The organism is Nocardia brasiliensis ATCC 700358 (assembly GCF_000250675.2).
Taxonomy (GTDB): domain Bacteria; phylum Actinomycetota; class Actinomycetes; order Mycobacteriales; family Mycobacteriaceae; genus Nocardia; species Nocardia brasiliensis_B.
The window spans coordinates 8,792,146-8,807,733 of the sequence record NC_018681.1; the positions used below are offsets into that span (position 1 = coordinate 8,792,146).

General features: G+C 69.2%; 18 protein-coding genes. 6 read left to right on the forward strand and 12 right to left on the reverse strand.

Annotated elements, in window-relative coordinates:
- Positions 1–75: 75 nt before the first annotated feature.
- Positions 76–450 carry a hypothetical protein gene (locus tag O3I_RS39350; protein ID WP_141691717.1) on the forward strand — a complete coding sequence of 125 codons (375 nt, stop codon included), beginning with the start codon at positions 76–78 and terminating at the stop codon, positions 448–450.
- Positions 451–458: 8 nt separating this feature from the next.
- Here the strand turns inward: O3I_RS39350 and O3I_RS39355 are convergent, their stop codons facing one another.
- From O3I_RS39355 to uraD, 4 genes are read right to left on the reverse strand one after another with little or no spacing between them, the layout of a single operon-like run.
- On the reverse strand, positions 459–1,820 hold the full coding sequence (locus O3I_RS39355; protein WP_014988640.1) for an 8-oxoguanine deaminase: 1,362 nt from the start codon (positions 1,818–1,820) through the stop codon (positions 459–461).
- Positions 1,808–2,710 carry a factor-independent urate hydroxylase gene (gene pucL, locus O3I_RS39360; protein WP_014988641.1) on the reverse strand — a complete coding sequence of 301 codons (903 nt, stop codon included), beginning with the start codon at positions 2,708–2,710 and terminating at the stop codon, positions 1,808–1,810. The genes O3I_RS39355 and pucL overlap by 13 nt, the downstream gene beginning before the upstream one ends.
- Before the next feature lie 7 nt (positions 2,711–2,717).
- Positions 2,718–3,035 carry a hydroxyisourate hydrolase gene (gene uraH / locus O3I_RS39365; protein ID WP_014988642.1) on the reverse strand — a complete coding sequence of 106 codons (318 nt, stop codon included), beginning with the start codon at positions 3,033–3,035 and terminating at the stop codon, positions 2,718–2,720.
- Positions 3,032–3,535, reverse strand: a complete 504-nt coding sequence (uraD, locus tag O3I_RS39370; protein ID WP_014988643.1) for a 2-oxo-4-hydroxy-4-carboxy-5-ureidoimidazoline decarboxylase — start codon at positions 3,533–3,535, stop codon at positions 3,032–3,034. The genes uraH and uraD overlap by 4 nt, the downstream gene beginning before the upstream one ends.
- Positions 3,536–3,684: 149 nt before the next feature.
- Here uraD and O3I_RS39375 point away from each other — a divergent pair, with 149 nt between their 5' ends.
- Positions 3,685–4,284, forward strand: coding sequence for a nucleotidyltransferase family protein (locus tag O3I_RS39375; RefSeq protein WP_014988644.1), 600 nt, complete (start codon positions 3,685–3,687; stop codon positions 4,282–4,284).
- Between the two features lie 13 nt (positions 4,285–4,297).
- A complete protein-coding gene (locus O3I_RS39380) occupies positions 4,298–5,332 on the forward strand; it encodes an XdhC family protein (protein WP_014988645.1) in 1,035 nt (344 codons plus the stop codon).
- A 10-nt stretch (positions 5,333–5,342) separates the two neighbouring features.
- Here O3I_RS39380 and O3I_RS39385 read toward each other — a convergent pair whose 3' ends face one another.
- From O3I_RS39385 to O3I_RS39415, 7 genes are all read right to left on the reverse strand, one after another.
- Positions 5,343–6,437, reverse strand: a complete 1,095-nt coding sequence (locus tag O3I_RS39385; RefSeq protein WP_014988646.1) for an ABC transporter substrate-binding protein — start codon at positions 6,435–6,437, stop codon at positions 5,343–5,345.
- Positions 6,438–6,532: 95 nt separating this feature from the next.
- The gene (locus O3I_RS39390) at positions 6,533–7,330 is read right to left on the reverse strand and encodes an ABC transporter permease (RefSeq protein WP_014988647.1); all 798 of its coding nucleotides are present in this window, start codon (positions 7,328–7,330) and stop codon (positions 6,533–6,535) included.
- Positions 7,327–8,073: an ABC transporter permease gene (locus O3I_RS39395; protein ID WP_014988648.1), complete on the reverse strand. Its 747-nt coding sequence runs from the start codon at positions 8,071–8,073 to the stop codon at positions 7,327–7,329. The genes O3I_RS39390 and O3I_RS39395 overlap by 4 nt, the downstream gene beginning before the upstream one ends.
- Before the next feature lie 28 nt (positions 8,074–8,101).
- Positions 8,102–8,944, reverse strand: coding sequence for an ABC transporter ATP-binding protein (locus tag O3I_RS39400; protein ID WP_014988649.1), 843 nt, complete (start codon positions 8,942–8,944; stop codon positions 8,102–8,104).
- 160 nt (positions 8,945–9,104) lie between these two features.
- A complete protein-coding gene (locus O3I_RS39405) occupies positions 9,105–9,659 on the reverse strand; it encodes a cysteine hydrolase family protein (protein WP_014988650.1) in 555 nt (184 codons plus the stop codon).
- Between the two features lie 73 nt (positions 9,660–9,732).
- On the reverse strand, positions 9,733–10,494 hold the full coding sequence (locus tag O3I_RS39410) for an ABC transporter permease (RefSeq protein WP_014988651.1): 762 nt from the start codon (positions 10,492–10,494) through the stop codon (positions 9,733–9,735).
- On the reverse strand, positions 10,491–11,768 hold the full coding sequence (locus tag O3I_RS39415) for a glycosyltransferase (protein WP_014988652.1): 1,278 nt from the start codon (positions 11,766–11,768) through the stop codon (positions 10,491–10,493). The genes O3I_RS39410 and O3I_RS39415 overlap by 4 nt, the downstream gene beginning before the upstream one ends.
- A gap of 140 nt (positions 11,769–11,908) precedes the next feature.
- Between O3I_RS39415 and O3I_RS39420 the strand changes: the two genes are divergently transcribed.
- Positions 11,909–13,261 carry a cytochrome P450 gene (locus O3I_RS39420; protein WP_014988653.1) on the forward strand — a complete coding sequence of 451 codons (1,353 nt, stop codon included), beginning with the start codon at positions 11,909–11,911 and terminating at the stop codon, positions 13,259–13,261.
- Between the two features lie 67 nt (positions 13,262–13,328).
- Entirely contained in the window at positions 13,329–14,015 is a 687-nt protein-coding gene (pnuC, locus tag O3I_RS39425; RefSeq protein WP_041564913.1) for a nicotinamide riboside transporter PnuC, read from the forward strand.
- Positions 14,016–14,230: 215 nt separating this feature from the next.
- Here the strand turns inward: pnuC and O3I_RS39430 are convergent, their stop codons facing one another.
- On the reverse strand, positions 14,231–14,608 hold the full coding sequence (locus O3I_RS39430; RefSeq protein ID WP_014988655.1) for an ArsR/SmtB family transcription factor: 378 nt from the start codon (positions 14,606–14,608) through the stop codon (positions 14,231–14,233).
- Positions 14,609–14,723: 115 nt separating this feature from the next.
- Between O3I_RS39430 and arsM the strand changes: the two genes are divergently transcribed.
- The gene (arsM, locus tag O3I_RS39435) at positions 14,724–15,524 is read left to right on the forward strand and encodes an arsenite methyltransferase (RefSeq protein ID WP_014988656.1); all 801 of its coding nucleotides are present in this window, start codon (positions 14,724–14,726) and stop codon (positions 15,522–15,524) included.
- Positions 15,525–15,588 lie beyond the last annotated feature (64 nt).

Genomic DNA, 15,588 nt, shown 5'->3' on the forward strand with positions numbered 1-15,588 from the left:
CGAACCGAACTGACACCCTGGAACCAGTCCGCGGCCGATCTGCCGACTGCGCCGCAGCTGAAAGGGGTTCGCACAATGTCGATTACCGCCACCGCATGGTTGATCACGAGCGACGTGGTGCACGAGGCCGCCTTCCGGGTCGATCTGCCCGAGGCGGACCGCGGCACCTGGGTGCTGTCTTTTCTCCCGACCAAGCGACGACTCAGCCGCGACCAGGCCGTGACCGGCATGGCGCTGGCCGAGATGATCGTGCTCGGCCGCTCGCACGCGGGCGGGCCACTGGACGCCGAGATCGCCCACCTGCACGCCACGGAACTCGGCATGACCCTGCACGACGTGATGAGCCTGCTCGCGTTGCGCGCGCCGGACGGGTCGCCACCGCAGCCGCCGGCCGATCGGCACAACTCCGCTGCGGCGCTGGCGCACGGCGCCACCTCGTTCGCCGCCTAGGCGGTGCGCTACCCAGCCTTCGCGACCAGCGCGGCCTGCGCGGCGGCGACCGCCGCGCCGACGGCGTCCTCGTCGACCGTGACCAGCCGGCCGTCGCGCACGACCTCGCGGCCGTTCACCAGCAGCGCCGCGAGGGGTGGCGCCGCGCCGAGCACGAGGGCGGTCACCGGGTCGTCGATGCCCGCGTGTGCGGGGGTGTCGAGCCGCCACAGGGCGAGGTCGGCGAGTTTGCCGGGCTCGATCGAGCCGATCTCGGCGGCCCGGCCGAGCACGCGGGCGCCGCCGATCGTGGCCAGCGCCAACGCTGTTCGGGTCGTCATGGCGCGCGGGCCGCCGCGGTTTCGCGCGTAGAAGAGTGCGTTGCGCGGTTCCTCGACCATCGAGCTCGCCTCGTTGCTCGCCGCGCCGTCCACGCCGAGGCCGACCGGCACACCCGCCCGCACCAGATCGGCGGTGCGCGCCACGCCCGCGCCGATGCGCGCGTTCGAGGTCGGGCAATGGGCCACGCCGGTACCGGTTTTCGCCATGGTGGCGATGGCGGTGTCGTCCAGATGGATGGCGTGCGCCCACCACACGTCCGAGCCGACCCAGCCGAGCTGCGCCATGTACTCGGCGGGCGTACAGCCGAATGTCTGCGCGCAATAGTCCTGCTCATCGATCGTCTCGGCGACGTGCGTGTGCAACCGCACACCCAGCTCGCGCGCCAGCACGGCGGATTCCCGCAGCAGGTCGGAACTCACCGAGAACGGCGAGCAAGGAGCGAGCGCGATGCGCAGCATCGAGTCGAAAGACGGATCATGGTGGCGGGCAACGGCGTCCGCGCTGTCGGCCAGGATGGTGTCGAGCGTCTGCACCACGTGATCCGGCGGCAGACCGCCCGCGCTCTGCCCCAGATCCATCGAGCCGCGGCACGGGTGGAACCGCAGGCCGACGTCGGCGGCCGCCGCGATCTCCGCGCCCAGCACGTCGCCGCCCTCGCGCGGGAAGACGTAGTGATGGTCGGTGCTGGTGGTGCATCCGGTGCGCGCCAACGCCGCCAGCCCGCCGGTCGCCGCCACCCGCACCGCGTCCTCGTCGATCCCGGCCCAGATGGGGTAGAGCGTGGTGAGCCACTCGAACAGCGTGTTGTCCGCGGCCAGACCGCGGGTGATCCATTGATAGAGATGGTGGTGGGTATTCACCAGACCGGGGGTGAGCAGGCAGCCTCGGCCGTCGATGCGGTGTGCCGCATCGTCCACCGGCGGCGCCGCGCCCGGGCCGACCGCTTCGATCCGGTTGCCGCGCAACACCACATGACCGCGGCGGTATTCGGTGCCCGCCGGGTCGACGGTGGCGACGGCACAGTTCTCGATGACGGTCACGGCAGCCATGCGGGACCTGCCTCCGGTGCGTCGGCGCGCTGCAGGGTCGCGTGGATCAGGCCGTACGGCCGGTCCGCCGCGTAGTAGACCTCGCCGTTGTTCTCGATGCCGAAACGCGCCAGGTCATAGTCGAAGTGGTGCTTGTTCGGCGCGGCGAGCCGGATCTCGGCGAGCACCGGATACGCCTGTAGCGCGGCCTTGCCCATCTCGAACAGGGTCTGCTGCAACGCCTTCGAATGGTGGGTCGCGAAGGTTTCGACCAGCCGCGCGCGAATGCCCGCGTACACGTCGTCCCAGGCGATGCCGGTGGTCGCCGCGAAGCGCCAGGCGACGACGAGGGTGGTGGCCAGCATCCGATCGTGGGTCGGGGCCAGCACAGTGAACTCGTCGCTGAGGAAATCGGCGAACTCGGACCCGGTCGACTTGAGGATGGTCAGGTCCTTCACCCCGCCGATCACCCACGCCTGCCGGTCGGCACCGGTGCCCGCCACCGTGATCGCCGCAGTGCGCACCTCCGGGCCCTGCCGTACCCAGGTGTGCTCGTGTTCACGACCGTCGACCGTCACCCGCTGCCAGGCGTACTCGTCGATCTCGATCCGGGCGCTGGACACCGGCTCGATATCGTCGACGAAATGACCGGCCAGTGCCAGCCCGTAGTCCTCGATCGTCTGTAAGCCAGGCTGTTTCGCGTAGGCGAACGCGGTCTGCTTCTGCGTGTCGGTGGGCAGCACCTTGCGCTGGTCACCCGCGTAGGCGTCGGCGAAGTCGCCGCGCAGCACGGTGGACACGTTCACATCGCGGATCTCGTGCCGCGCCGTCTCCCGCCGGATCCGCACCACGCGGTTCTCGGCTTTGCCGTATCGGTGGTCGGTGAGCGCGATCGGCCCGGTCAACTCCATGCTGGATTCAGCTCCCTCGATAGGTGGAAAAGGCGAACGGCGACAACAACAACGAAACGTGATAGTGCCGTGGCACGGTGACGGCGAAGCTCACGCAGACCTCGGGATAGAACGTCTCGACCTGCTGGGTGGCGAAATAGGCGCCGGTATCGAAGACCAGCCGATAGGTCCCCGCCGCCAGATCGCCACCCAATCCGGCGATCCGGCCGTCGGCATCGGTGCTGCCCGAATCCAGTTGCCCGGCAGCGCCGTACAGGGTCACCGTGACACCGGCCGCGGGCGTGCCGCGCACCGCGTCCAGGACGTGGGTACTCAGCGTGCTCATGCCGCCGCCGTGAGCAGCCCGCGCAACCGGAGCCGATTGATCTTCGCCAATTCTGTTCGCATGACCCGCCTTTCGGTTTCGGCATCGTTGTGCAGCCGGTCTTGCAGCAGCGCGAGCAGCTCGCCGCCGGTGCTCCCGCTCGCGCACACCAGGTACCGGTAACCGAACCGCTGCTCGTAGGCCCGGTTACCCGCCGCGAGCGCCGTGTGCACCTCGTCCGGTGCGTCGGCCACCCCGGCCTGCTCCCGCGCCGAAGCCGCCGAATGCGCCCGCTCACCGATCCGCGGATGCCCGGCGAGCGCCCGATCGATCTCGGTTTCGGGCAGTCCGGCGAGCACGCTGTCGGCGGCATCGAGCACGGCGCCGACACTCGAGTATGGCCGTCCGGCGGCCAACGCGCGCGCCCACTGCGGCGACGAGCAACAGGCAAGCAACGCCTCGATGGCCGCGTCCTGCGGCATGGCGTCGAATCGGGCGAGGCCGTCCGCGTCGTCTGTCATCGGACCAGCATCGAATACGACCCGCCCGGCCGCCACCGGAAAGCGGCACCGGACGACCGGCGTGTCGCCGCGCGGAAACCGGACGTTCCCGCCTCCGAGCAGCGCTGTTGCGGCACGCGCGGGCGACGGTTCCGAGATACCGTCGTGGCATGGCTCTACCCGATCGTCCGGTTCCCGCGCCCGCCTGCGCGGGCATCGTGCTCGCCGCGGGAGCCGGAACGCGCTACGGCAAGCCGAAAGCGCTGGCCGAGGGTGGCGCCTGGCTGCGCGGCGCGGTGGCCGCGCTCCGCGACGGCGGCTGCGATCCGGTGATCGTCGTCCTCGGCGCCACCGGTCCCGATCCGGCGGCCGTGCACCTGCCCGCCGATGTCGTCACCGTCTGGGCGGCGGACTGGGCCACCGGGCTCGGCGCCTCGGTCCGGGCCGGCCTGATCGCCGCCGCGCGCACCCCGGCGCGCTACGCCGCGATCATGCCGGTGGATACCCCCGATGTCGGTGCGGCGGTGATCGCCCGGGTCACCGCCGCGGCCTTCGCTGCGCCGAGCGGCCTCGCCCGCGCTGTGTTCCACAACACACCGGGGCATCCCGTTGTGCTCGCACACAACCACTGGACCTCGATATGTCAGGAGGCCGTAGGAGATTCGGGCGCGCGCACCTATTTGGCGGGCCGGGCAGATATGGTGTGCGTCACGTGCGACGATTTGGCGACGGGCGTCGATCATGACTACCCGGCCTCGTCCGCACGGTGATCGGAGCGAGCTCATGCGGGACATCGTCGATGACCTACTGCGGGTGTGGCATTCCGGGCGGACCGGAGGACTGGCCACCATCGTGCGCACGATGGGTTCTGCCCCGTTGCCGATCGGTTCGGCGATGCTGGTCGATCCGGAGGGCGGCGTCTACGGCGCGGTGACCGACGGCGGCCTGGAGGAGATCGCCTACGAGGCGGTGTTACAGGCAGCCCGCACCGGCCGCCGTGCGATGCACCGCTACGGCGTGGCTACCGGCATCGCGGGCGGTGCGGACCGCGACGGCATGATGGACGTGTTCACTGAACCGTTCTCGCGCAGGGACTTTCCGGAGTTCCCGCTCGTCGCCGCCGAGATCCGGGCGCACCGGCGGATCACCGTCTTCACCGTGGTGTGGAACTCCGACGCCGATCTCATCGGGCAGCATCTGGTCACCGACAAACGACACAACACCGAACTGCTGGCGCTGCCGGATTCGGACGTGTTCGTCTCCTCGTTCGCGCCGCCGCCGCGCCTGATCATCTTCGGCGCCAACTCTTTTGCCGCGGCGCTGACCGTGCAGGCCAAGTTCCTCGGCTACCGCGTCACCATCTGCGATTCGCGGGAGACCTTCGCGCAGCCGGAGAAGTTCCCGGGCGCCGAGGTCGTCGTGGACTGGCCGCACCGGTACCTGAACACGCTGGCGGCGGCAGGCGAAATCGACGGCGACACCGGCATTGTCGTCACCTCGCACGATCCGAAGTTCGAGATCCCGTTGCTGACCGTCGCGCTGCGACTACCCCAGCTCGGCTACCTCGGTGCGATGGGTTCGCGCACCGTGCACACGCGACGCATGGAAGACCTGCGGGCGGGCGGCTTCGACGAAGCAACGCTCGCCCGTCTGCATTCTCCGGCCGGACTCGACGTCGGGGCGCGCACCGCGCCCGAGATCGCCGTCGCCATCGCCGCCGAACTACTCGCCGCCAGAACCGAACAGACGGGGCGGCATTCGCTGCACTCCCCTAGCCAGTCCCCACCGCTGAAAACCGCGGTGGGGCTGGGTAGTTAGCCCGGGCCGCTCAGCCCTTCAAGCCGGGATTCTCCGCGAAGACCTCGCGCAGCACGGACAGATCGAACAGCTGGTCGGCCTTGATATCGAGGTCGGCGAGCCGCAACGCGGCGATGTTCTGCTCGATCAACTTGTCGGTCATGCTCAGCAGGCCGTTGGCCGCCGTATCGGCCGAAACGACCAGATCGTTCTGTGCCACTGCCTCTTTCGTCTGCTCGTCGAGGTCGAGCTTCTGATCCTTGCCGTACACCTCGACCGCGAGCCGGGCCGATTCGGCCGGGTTGGCCACCGCGTCCCTCCAGCCTTTGATCTCGGCGACCAAGAACGCCTTGAGCTTGTCGCGCTCCTTGTCGATGGTCGCCTGCTTGACCGTGAGCGTCTCGGCCACCAGCGGCAGGTTGTAGTCGGCGAACAAGAAGTGCGTGTTCGCGAATCCCTTGGCGGTCAACGTGATCGGCTCGTTGGTCACGTAGCTGACCCAGCCGTCGACCTCGCCGTTGGCCAGCGGCGTCGGATCGAACTGCGCGGGCACGATGGTGACATCGCCGGGCTTCAGGCCGTTGGCGGTCAGCAGCGCGTTGAAGATCAGCTGGTTGGTGTCCTGCACGCCGATCTTGCGCCCCTTCATATCCGCGGGCGTCTTGATCGGCTTGGCCGCCGAACTCACGATCGCGAACGGGTTCTTCTGGTAGGTGGTCGCGATGATCTTCGCGGGCAACCCCTCCAGGACCGCCTTGGCGGTGGTCTGCGGCGCGGACAGGCCGAGCCAGATCTTGCCGGTGTCGAGTCCGGCCTCGACCGAGGTGCTCGCCGCGCCGCCGGCGATCAGGTTGACCGAACCGAAGCCCGCCTCCTTGAAGTAGCCCTTCGAGTCGGCGAAGTATTCGCCGGCGAACTCGATGTTCTTCAGCCAGGACAGCTGCACCGCCACCGTGCCGTATTTGGAGCCGTCCGGGGTGGAACCGCCCGACGGGTCCGCGGCATTGTCGCCACAGGCGGTGAGCAGGCCCGCGCCGCCGAGTGCGGCGCCGGCCAGCGCGGAGTAGCGGAGCAGAGACCGTCGATTCAGTGCCGGCCCGAACGAGGAACGCTGTGCGGGTGTCATGCGGTGAATCTAGGTCGATCGCGTTTCATTTTCTTTGCTTTGACGTTCCGAGCACGGAATTTCGGGAATTTTGTCTCGTTCAGCGAACCGGTCGTTCAGGATCGTCCCGCGTCGGCACCGAAGCGGGCGAGCACGAGATTCTCGATCACGCCGACGATGGCGTACAGCACCACCGAGACGATCGTGACGATCACGATCGAGGCCCACAGCTGGTTGTACTGGAAGGTCGGAATGGCCCGGATCAGGCTGGCGCCCAACCCCGTTCCGCTGCCGAGCCATTCGCCGAGCAGCGCGCCGATCAGTGCGCCCGGCACCGAGATGCGGGCCGCCGCGAACACCGAGGGCAGCGCGGCGGGCACCGCGACCAGCCGCAGACCGGTCCACTTGGACCCGCCGTAGGCGGCGACCAGATCCAGCGCTTGGCGCGGGGCGTTGCGCAGGCCCGCCATGATCATCACCAGCGCCGGGAAGAACACCACGATGGCGGTGAGCACGGTGACCCCGCCGAGCCCGCGCCCGAACACCAGCACGATGATCGGCGCGAGCACCACCAGCGGTACCGAGCGCAGGATCATCGCCACCGGCAGGAAGGTCTGCTCCACCGCCGCGAACGACACGAACAGCGCGGCCACCACCACCGCGGCCAGCATGCCGAAGCCGAAGCCGATCGCCGCGTCGCGCAGCGTGATCTGCAGGTCGTCCAGGATCGTCGCGCGGGCGCTGCTCGCGCCCGGCGAGGTCACCAGATAGCGCCAGATGTCTTCGGGCGACTTCCCCACGCGCGGGCCGACCTGCGGGAACGCCTTCAGGAAGACGTACCAGATCAGCAGCATCAGGACCAACGAGGTGACCAGCGGGAACAGGAACCGCCCGAGCCGCAGCAGTACTTTCATCGCGCCTCCTGCGCAGTCCACGGGGCGACCAGCCGCGCGCCGAGCGCGACCACCGCGTAGCCGAGCCCGGCCAGCGCGGCCGCGGCCAGCGCCATGCCCCAGGTGCGCGGCACGTTGTAGGCGGTCTGCGCGGCGGTCAGCGCGACGCCGATGCCGCTGTCGACACCGCCGAGATACTCACCGATGATCGCGCCGAGCACCGCCGAGGGCGCGGCGATCTTCAACGCCGCGAAGGTGCTCGGCAGCGCCGAGATCAACTGCACGCGATACAGCTGCTGCCAGCGGCCGCCGCCGTACGCGCGCACCAGATCCAGGCTGGTCCGATCGGCGGAACGCAGGCCGGTCACGGTGCCGACCATGGTGGTGAAGAAGCAGTACATCGCCGCGAGGAACACCGTCGGTGTGCGCCCGCCGAACACCACCAGGATGATCGGGCCCAGCGCGAGCAGCGGGGTGCAGTAGCTCAGGATCGCCAGCTGGGTGGCCAGCGATTCGATCTGCGGGATCAGCATGATCAGCACGGCCAGCGCGATGGCGAGCCCGTTGCCCCACACGAAACCCTGCAACGCGCCGAGCGCGGTGATCCGGAAGTTGGGTCCGTACAGTCCCCAGCCGTCGGTGTACATGGCGTGCACCACCGTCCACGGACTCGGCACCGTGCCGCCCGCGACGCCGAGCGCCGCGAGCAGCCACCACACGCCGATCAGCCCGACGACGCCGAGCAGGCCACCGATCCGTTTCATGCCCGCTCTCCCCGCGCTCGCCGGGCGTTCACGCGCCACCGCCGGTGCTCGCGGCTCCGGCCGCGCTGCCGAGCGCCCCGCCCGTCCCGGACTTCCCGAACAGCAGCTCGGACAGGTAGTCGTGCAGCCGGTGGAATTCGGGGGTGCGCATCATCTCCGGGGTGCGCGGGCGCGGCAGATCGATCTCCACCAGTTCCAGCACCCGGCCCGGCCGCGGGCTCATCACCGCGACCACATCGGAGAGGAACACCGCCTCGGCGATGCCGTGCGTGACCATCAGCGTGGTCGCCGGCTTCTCCGTCCAGATCCGCAGCAGTTCCAGGTTGAGTCGCTGCCTGGTCATATCGTCCAGCGCGCCGAACGGCTCGTCCAGCAGCAGCACGGTCGGCTTCACCACCAGCGCTCGGGCGATCGAAACACGTTGGCGCATACCGCCGGACAGCTGGGCGGGCTTGGCCTTCTCGAACCCGTCCAGCCCCACCAGCTGGATCAGGTCGGCGATCAGGCCCGGGTCCGGCTGCAGGCCCGCGACCTGCAGGGGCAGCTTGATATTCGACTCCACCGAACGCCACGGCAGCAGGGCCGAATCCTGGAAGGCGATGCCGAGCTCGTGCCTGCCCACCAGTTCGGCGGGCGTCTGGCCGTCGATCAGCGTCTTGCCCGCGGTCGGCGTCTCCAGGCCGGCCAGGATGCGCAGCACCGTCGACTTGCCACAGCCCGAGGGGCCGAGCAACGACAGAAAGGTCCCCTGTTCGGTGTGCAGATCCACCGCGTCCAGCGCCTGCACGGTCTTGCGCCCCACCCGGAAGGTCTTGGTCAACCCGCTGATGTGGATACCGGTGCCCCCGGTGGTTTCGTTCGCGGTGGTCATGACCCGGCCCCGCCCATGTTTCGTGTACTGCGCTCCCTCATGAAGGTCACCCTAGAAGGAGCCCGTTGCACGGACATTGCGAATCGCGACCCCAGATTTCGCAATCGTTACGCGCAGCCGGGGCCGGACCCGAATTTTTCCGATGCTCGGCCGTGGCCGCTCAGCCCTCGAAGGCCGTTTCGTCGGCGCTGGTGACCGCGGCCGTACGCCCCGGCGCCCGCTGGTACTGCCAGTACAGATTGGTGTGCGCGATGACCGCCTCGGGGGCGGGCGCGCCCCACTCGCTCTTGTCGAAGGTGGTGTGGCCGTCGCCGACCAGGGTCACGTCGTAGCCGCGGGTGAACGCGCCGTGGATGGTGGAGCGCACGCAGGCGTCGGTCTCCGCACCGGTCACCACCAGCTTGCCGACCCCGGCCCGCGCCAGCACATCCGCCAGCTCGGTCTCCTCGAACGAGTCACCGAAACGCTTGTGCACCAAGGCTTCCGACTCTTCCCGGACCAGTTCCGGTACGTATTCCCAGGCCTCGGTGCCCGGCACCAGGTCATCGGAGCTGTGCTGGATCCACACGACCGGCACGCCGGCGGCGCGGGCCTTGCCGATCACCGTGCCGATGTTGGCGAGGACGGCCTCGCGCCGGTACGCCTCGGCCACCACGCCGTTCTGCACGTCGATCACCAGCAGGGCGGTGTTCGGCCGATCCGGCAGCACGGTCATCTGGTCCTCCATGGGTCGAGCAAGTGCGCTGGCAACGACGCTCAGGTTAGCCCGGACCACCGACAATCCGGGTTCAGTGCCGGGACAACCGCCCGAACACCACACCGGCCCAGCCGAATCCGAACGCGGCCAGCCCCAGGCACCAGGCGACGGCGAGCACCGCGTGGTGCCCGGCGCCGGTGGCGTTCAGCAGTCCGCGCACGGTTTCCAGCACCGGCGTCGCCGGCTGGTACTCGGCGAAACCGCGCAGCCAGTGCGGCATCGTCGCGGTCTGTACGAACGCGCTGCTGATGTAGGGGATGAACATGATCGCGTAGGTGAGCCCGCCCGCCGCCTCGGGATTCTTGGCGACCAGCCCGAGCGCCACCGCGATCCAGGAGATCGCCAGCACGAACAAAGTGATCACGCCTAGCGCCGCGAGCCAGCCGCCGGGCCCCGCCTGCGGTCGATAGCCGAGGACGAGCGCCACGCCCACCGCGATCGCGATGGCCGCCAGATTCCGGACCACGCTCTCCGCGACGTGTCCGGCGAGCACCGCCTGCCGGAACATCGGCAGCGTGCGAAAGCGGTCGATGCTGCCCCGCGTCATATCGGTGGACACGCTCGTCGCCGTGATCGAAGAGCCGAATCCGGTGCACAGCAGCATGATTCCCGGCACCACGTAGTCGAGGTAGGGGCCGCCGACATCGATCGCCCCGCCGAAGACATAGGTGAACAGCAGCATGACGAGCACCGGCATGAGCATCGAGATCACCAGCGTGTCCCGGCTGCGCAGGGTGTGCCTGGCACAGCGCCGGAACATGACGACGGTGTCCGCCAGCACGTGGTTCGTCACCGGGCGGCAGCCTCGACCAGGTCCGCGGCGTAGGCGCTCGCCCCCTCGGTGCGCAGGGTCCGCGCGAATTCCTTTGCCCGGGAACGGCGGTCGGGAGTGAGCAGCGCGGCCACGCCTTGTTCGAGGCGGTCCGTGGTGAGCTGGGTGAACTTCAGATGCGCACCGACACCGAGCCGTTCGACCTGGCCGCCCCACATCGGCTGCTCGAACGACACCGAGCACACCAGGGTCGGCAGGCCCGCGCGCAAGCTCTCGAACAGCGTGCCGATGCCGCCGTGATGCACGGCCGCGGCACAGTGCGGGAAGACCACGTCGTGCGCGAACGGGCCGACCACCTTCACCTCCGGTCCGGCTTGCGCGGCCGCGACATCGAGGTCGCTCCAGCCCGCGCTCACCAGCGCGCGCACGCCGAGCCGGGCGGCGACCTCGGTGGCCATGGCGAGCACGGCGGCGGTGTCCCGGATCGGCATGCTGCCGAACCCGAAGAACACCGGCGCCTCGCCCGCCTCGATCCAGGACAGGATGCTCGCGTGATCGCCCGCCAGGTCGCCGACCGCGGCCCTGGTCGCCTCGTCGAGGGTCAGGAAGCCGGTGAACGGCCTGCGCGCGCCCCATTCCTGTGGCAGACCCGGCACCAGCGCGGGGTCGTAGATCTGGATCTCGGGAACCTGCGCGCGGTCCAGCACCGCGGCCGTACTGGCCCGCGACTTGGGCAGCCCCAAGGTCGTGCGCAGGTCGTTGAGGTAGCGCATGAACACCACCCGCCGCAGATTCTCGGCCAGCGCCCAGGTGGCCCGGTTGACCAGCGCGGGCGGATTCCAGTGCGGCGGAAGCGCACCCGGGAACGGATACACGCTGGTACTGCGGCACGGGAAGTAGTGCAGGCTCACCAGCGGCACCCCCATCGCCTCGGCGACCGAACTCGCCCGGTCCTCGGTGACGGTGCTCGCGACGATCAGGTTCGCGCCCGCGCAGACGTCGATGACCTCCTGGTTCATCTGCTGGGCGTAGCCGGACATCTGCTTGGCCACCAACTGCATGAGCCGCAGCGTGTTACCCGCGGCCAGCGCCCGCTGGCCCGCGTCCGAGCTGTAGAGCTGCTGCACATCCGGACCGCACGGCACCGCGGCGAGCCCGGCGTCGGTGACGAACTCGACCAGGTTGGGCGGCGCACCGAGCAGTACGTCGTGGCCGCGCCGGCGCAATTCGAGCCCGAGGGCCACCACCGGCTGGACGTCACCACGGGTTCCGGTCAGTGGGATCGCGATTCTCAAGGGCGCTTCTTTCCTCGTGCGATGGGCAGTCGAGAGGACAATGGGCTCTACCGCAGAGAACTGTGGGCTCTACAGCGGAGCGTTCGCGTAGGTACCGTGCAATTGTGCACACTGCCGAGCCGACGGACTACCCACCTGAAATGGTGCTACCGCGTTCGCTGGCGGAAGTACCCACCGCACCCGGCCGCCTCCCGCTGGTCGGGCACGGCCTGCGGGCGTTGCGGGACGCGCCGGGTTTCGTCACGTCACTGCCCGCGCTCGGGCCGATCGTGCGCATCTACTTCGGCAATCAGACCGGTTATCTGCTGACCACGCCGGACCTGGTCCGCGAAGCCGGGCTCGGCGACGGCGAACTGAATCGGGAAGACCTGCGCGAGGCGATCAAGGACATCGCGGGCGGCTCGGTGAACGTGCTGCGCGGCGCGGAGCACAAGCTGCGCCGCCGCATGATCGCGCCCGCACTGCGGCAGAGCAGGCTCGCCGAGTACACGCGGGCGGCCGCCGATATCGCCGAGCGGTGGTCGGCCGGGCTGCCCGCGGGCGGGCGGGTGAACCTGATGAAAGAGGCGCACGGCCTCGTGCTGGACACCGTGTCCTCGACCCTGTTCACCGCCGAATTCAGCGACGCCGCGCGCCGCGAGATCCGGGACAACGTGCCGTGGCTGCTCAGCCAGGTCATCCTGCGCACCGCGCTGCCGCCGCAGCTGCGCCGGCTCCGCCTGCTCGCGAACTGGCGGTGGCGGCGCAAATCCCGGCACCTGCGTGGCGCGATCGGCGAGGTGGTGGCCGAATACCGCCGCCGCGACGAGGATTTCCACGATGTGGTGTCGGCGCTGATCCGGCACACCGACAGCGAGACCGGCGCGCGACTGTCCGACGAGCACATCATCGACGAGGCGATCCTGATGCTGGCCGGTGGCGTCGGCTCGATGGCATCGTTGACCGGGTGGCTGTGGCACGAGGTGATGCACCGGCCCGAGATCGCCGAGCGCCTGTACGCCGAACTCGACGCCGTGGTGGGCGCCGGTCCGGTGCGCGCCGAACACATCAACGCGCTGCCGTACCTGAAACAGGTTGTGGCAGAGGTACTCCGGTTCTGGGGTCCGTGGATCAGCGCGGGCACCGCCGACGGCGACATCACCATCGGCGGGCTCACCATCCCCGACGGCGCGGCAATCATGTTCAGCCCCTACATGGTTCAGCACGACAGCCGCTATTTCGCCGACCCGGACGCCTTCGATCCCGACCGCTGGTCGCCCGAGCGCGCCGGCGATATCGACAAGAAGGCCAATCTGTCCTTCGGCGTCGGCAGGCGGCGCTGCCTCGGCGACCACTTCGCGTTGCTGGAGATCACCTTGGCCTCGGCGGCGCTGCTCGCCCGCTGGCGGCCCGAGCCGGACCCGAAGTACCGGGTGCGCGCGTCGAACAACGATTTCGTGCTCTCCCCGTCGGCGCTCCCGGTCACCCTGCACGCGCGCGGACCCCGGCGGTGATTCGAATCCGCGCGAGCCGATATCCGGGCCGTGGATGGGATCGGTCGTCGCGCTGGTTGTACGACAGGTGAACCCGCTCCTCACGTTGCTCGACGCCAAGCTGCACATCGCCGGCTCGGAGATCCTCTGGCGCGAAGTGATCGGCAACGGCTTCGGCCTCGCCTCCGCGATCGGCGGGATGCGGCGGCGGGTATGGGCGTGGCCGATCGGCATCGCGGGGAACACGCTGCTGTTCACCGTGTTCGTCGGCGGGGTCTTCAACACCCCGCAGCACCTGAACATGGCGGGGCAGGCGGGGCGGCAGCTGATGTTCATCGCGGTCAGCGTGTACGGCTGGTGGAGCTGGTATCGGCACGCCAAGATCGAGACCGGCCTGGAGCACCGCGGCGTCGACCCGCGCTGGGCGGGCAACCGGGAACGCCTGGTCCTGGTGGCGGCGATGCTCGTGGGCACCGCCGCGTTCGCGCAACTGTTCGCCGCGATCGGCTCCTACGGTCCGTGGGCGGAGGCGTGGATCTTCACCGGGTCGGTGCTGGCCACCTACGGCATGGCCCGCGGTCTCGCCGAGTTCTGGCTGATCTGGATCGCCGTCGACATCGTCGGCATCCCGCTGCTGGTGAAAGCGGGCTACTACCCCTCGGCCACCCTGTACTTCGTCTACGCGGGCTTCGTCGCCTGGGGTTTCGTCGTCTGGATGCGCAGCATGCGCCCCACCACCGCACCCGCGGCCGTACCCGCGACATCGGCGCGCTGAAAACCTCTCCTCCTGGCGATGAATCGGCGCGGCGGCGCCGGTAGGTACTGGCGAACCCCTTTCGGAGGAGGACTTTCGCCATGAAGATGACGGTGCGACAGCGCTGGGTGCTGGCGGTGACGTCGGGCTCTCGGCCGCGTTTCTCCGGCTCGGAACTGTTCGCGGCCTTCGGTTCACCGCCGACCCACGCCTGACGAATTCCGCCGCGGGTCCAGCTAAGGGCGCGCCGGTACCCGGGCGTGAACGTCGTCGGCAAGGCGCAAGACGCCGGAAAGTCGATGCAGCGCTGCGGGAATCACCCAGTAATACACCCAGGTACCGCGGCGCTCGCAGTCGATCAGGCCCGCTGCGCGCAGCACCTTCAAGTGGTGGGAGATGGTGGGCTGGGACAGGTCGAACTGCGGCGTGAGTTCACAGACGCAGACTTCCTCGCCCCCTCGGGTCGCGATCAGGGAGAGCAGGCGCAACCGGACCGGGTCGGCCAGCGCTTTGAACACCCCGGCCAGCTCGACCGCGGTCTCCTGACTCAGCGGCGAGGTCAGCGAGGCGCAGCAATCGGTGGGGGCGTACACCGGCAGGTCCTGTTTCGACACACATCTATATTGACAGAGTTCTATTCAACGGCGCAATGTTGTATCGACAGTTATCGATACAACCCGGTCGAAGGCCTGCCCTCGGCTCAGGTTCGACCAGTCAGGAAGTGATGTCATGACCGATCAGCGCAATGAACTCCGGGAGACCGTGCGCGCCCGCTACGCCCAGGCCGCACAGACGGTGACCACCGGCGGGACGGCCGAGGACTGTTGCGGCGCCGACCCGATCGCCGTCGACCAGCACTTCGGTGCGAGCCTGTACGGCGCGACCGACCGGGACCAGCTCCCCGTTCAGGCCGCGGCCGCCTCGCTGGGCTGCGGCAACCCCACCGCGGTCGCCGAACTCCGTGCGGGCGAACGGGTGCTGGACCTGGGCTCCGGCGGCGGCATCGATGTACTGCTCTCCGCCCGCCGGGTCGGCCCCACCGGCAAGGCCTACGGCCTGGACATGACCGAGGAGATGCTGGCGCTCGCGCTGGCCAACGCCGCGCAGGCCGAGGTCTCGAACGTGGAATTCCTGAAGGGACACATCGAGGCAATCCCCTTGCCCGCCAACAGCATCGACGTGGTGATCTCCAATTGCGTGATCAACCTGTCGGTGGACAAGCCCGCGGTATTCGCCGAGATGGCGCGCGTGCTCACCGCGGGCGGGCGGATCGGCATCGCCGACGTCGTGGCGGCGGACGAGCTGACCGCCGCGCAGCGGGCCGAACGTGGCGACTATGTCGGCTGCATCGCGGGCGCGCTGTCGTTCACCGAATACCGAAACCACTTGGGCGCGGCAGGTTTCACCGAGATCGAGCTGACCGCCACCCACGAGGTGGCCGACGGCATGCACTCGGCGATCATCAAGGCCGTCAAACCGGCGACCGAGCCCGCCGCCGCGTCGTGCTGCGCGTCGAGCTGCTGCCAGTGAGCCACAGCCGCACCCTTTCCCGCTTCCCGCACCGATTCCGCCGGGTGTTGCGGGTGCGGGAAAG

Coding starts and splice junctions, on each gene's coding strand:
- O3I_RS39350 (WP_141691717.1), top strand. CDS start 76: ATGTCGATTACCGCCACCGCATGGTTGATCACGAGCGACGTGGTGCAC.
- O3I_RS39355 (WP_014988640.1), bottom strand. CDS start 1,820: ATGGCTGCCGTGACCGTCATCGAGAACTGTGCCGTCGCCACCGTCGAC.
- pucL (WP_014988641.1), bottom strand. CDS start 2,710: ATGGAGTTGACCGGGCCGATCGCGCTCACCGACCACCGATACGGCAAA.
- uraH (WP_014988642.1), bottom strand. CDS start 3,035: ATGAGCACGCTGAGTACCCACGTCCTGGACGCGGTGCGCGGCACGCCC.
- uraD (WP_014988643.1), bottom strand. CDS start 3,535: ATGACAGACGACGCGGACGGCCTCGCCCGATTCGACGCCATGCCGCAG.
- O3I_RS39375 (WP_014988644.1), top strand. CDS start 3,685: ATGGCTCTACCCGATCGTCCGGTTCCCGCGCCCGCCTGCGCGGGCATC.
- O3I_RS39380 (WP_014988645.1), top strand. CDS start 4,298: ATGCGGGACATCGTCGATGACCTACTGCGGGTGTGGCATTCCGGGCGG.
- O3I_RS39385 (WP_014988646.1), bottom strand. CDS start 6,437: ATGACACCCGCACAGCGTTCCTCGTTCGGGCCGGCACTGAATCGACGG.
- O3I_RS39390 (WP_014988647.1), bottom strand. CDS start 7,330: ATGAAAGTACTGCTGCGGCTCGGGCGGTTCCTGTTCCCGCTGGTCACC.
- O3I_RS39395 (WP_014988648.1), bottom strand. CDS start 8,073: ATGAAACGGATCGGTGGCCTGCTCGGCGTCGTCGGGCTGATCGGCGTG.
- O3I_RS39400 (WP_014988649.1), bottom strand. CDS start 8,944: ATGACCACCGCGAACGAAACCACCGGGGGCACCGGTATCCACATCAGC.
- O3I_RS39405 (WP_014988650.1), bottom strand. CDS start 9,659: ATGACCGTGCTGCCGGATCGGCCGAACACCGCCCTGCTGGTGATCGAC.
- O3I_RS39420 (WP_014988653.1), top strand. CDS start 11,909: ATGGTGCTACCGCGTTCGCTGGCGGAAGTACCCACCGCACCCGGCCGC.
- arsM (WP_014988656.1), top strand. CDS start 14,724: ATGACCGATCAGCGCAATGAACTCCGGGAGACCGTGCGCGCCCGCTAC.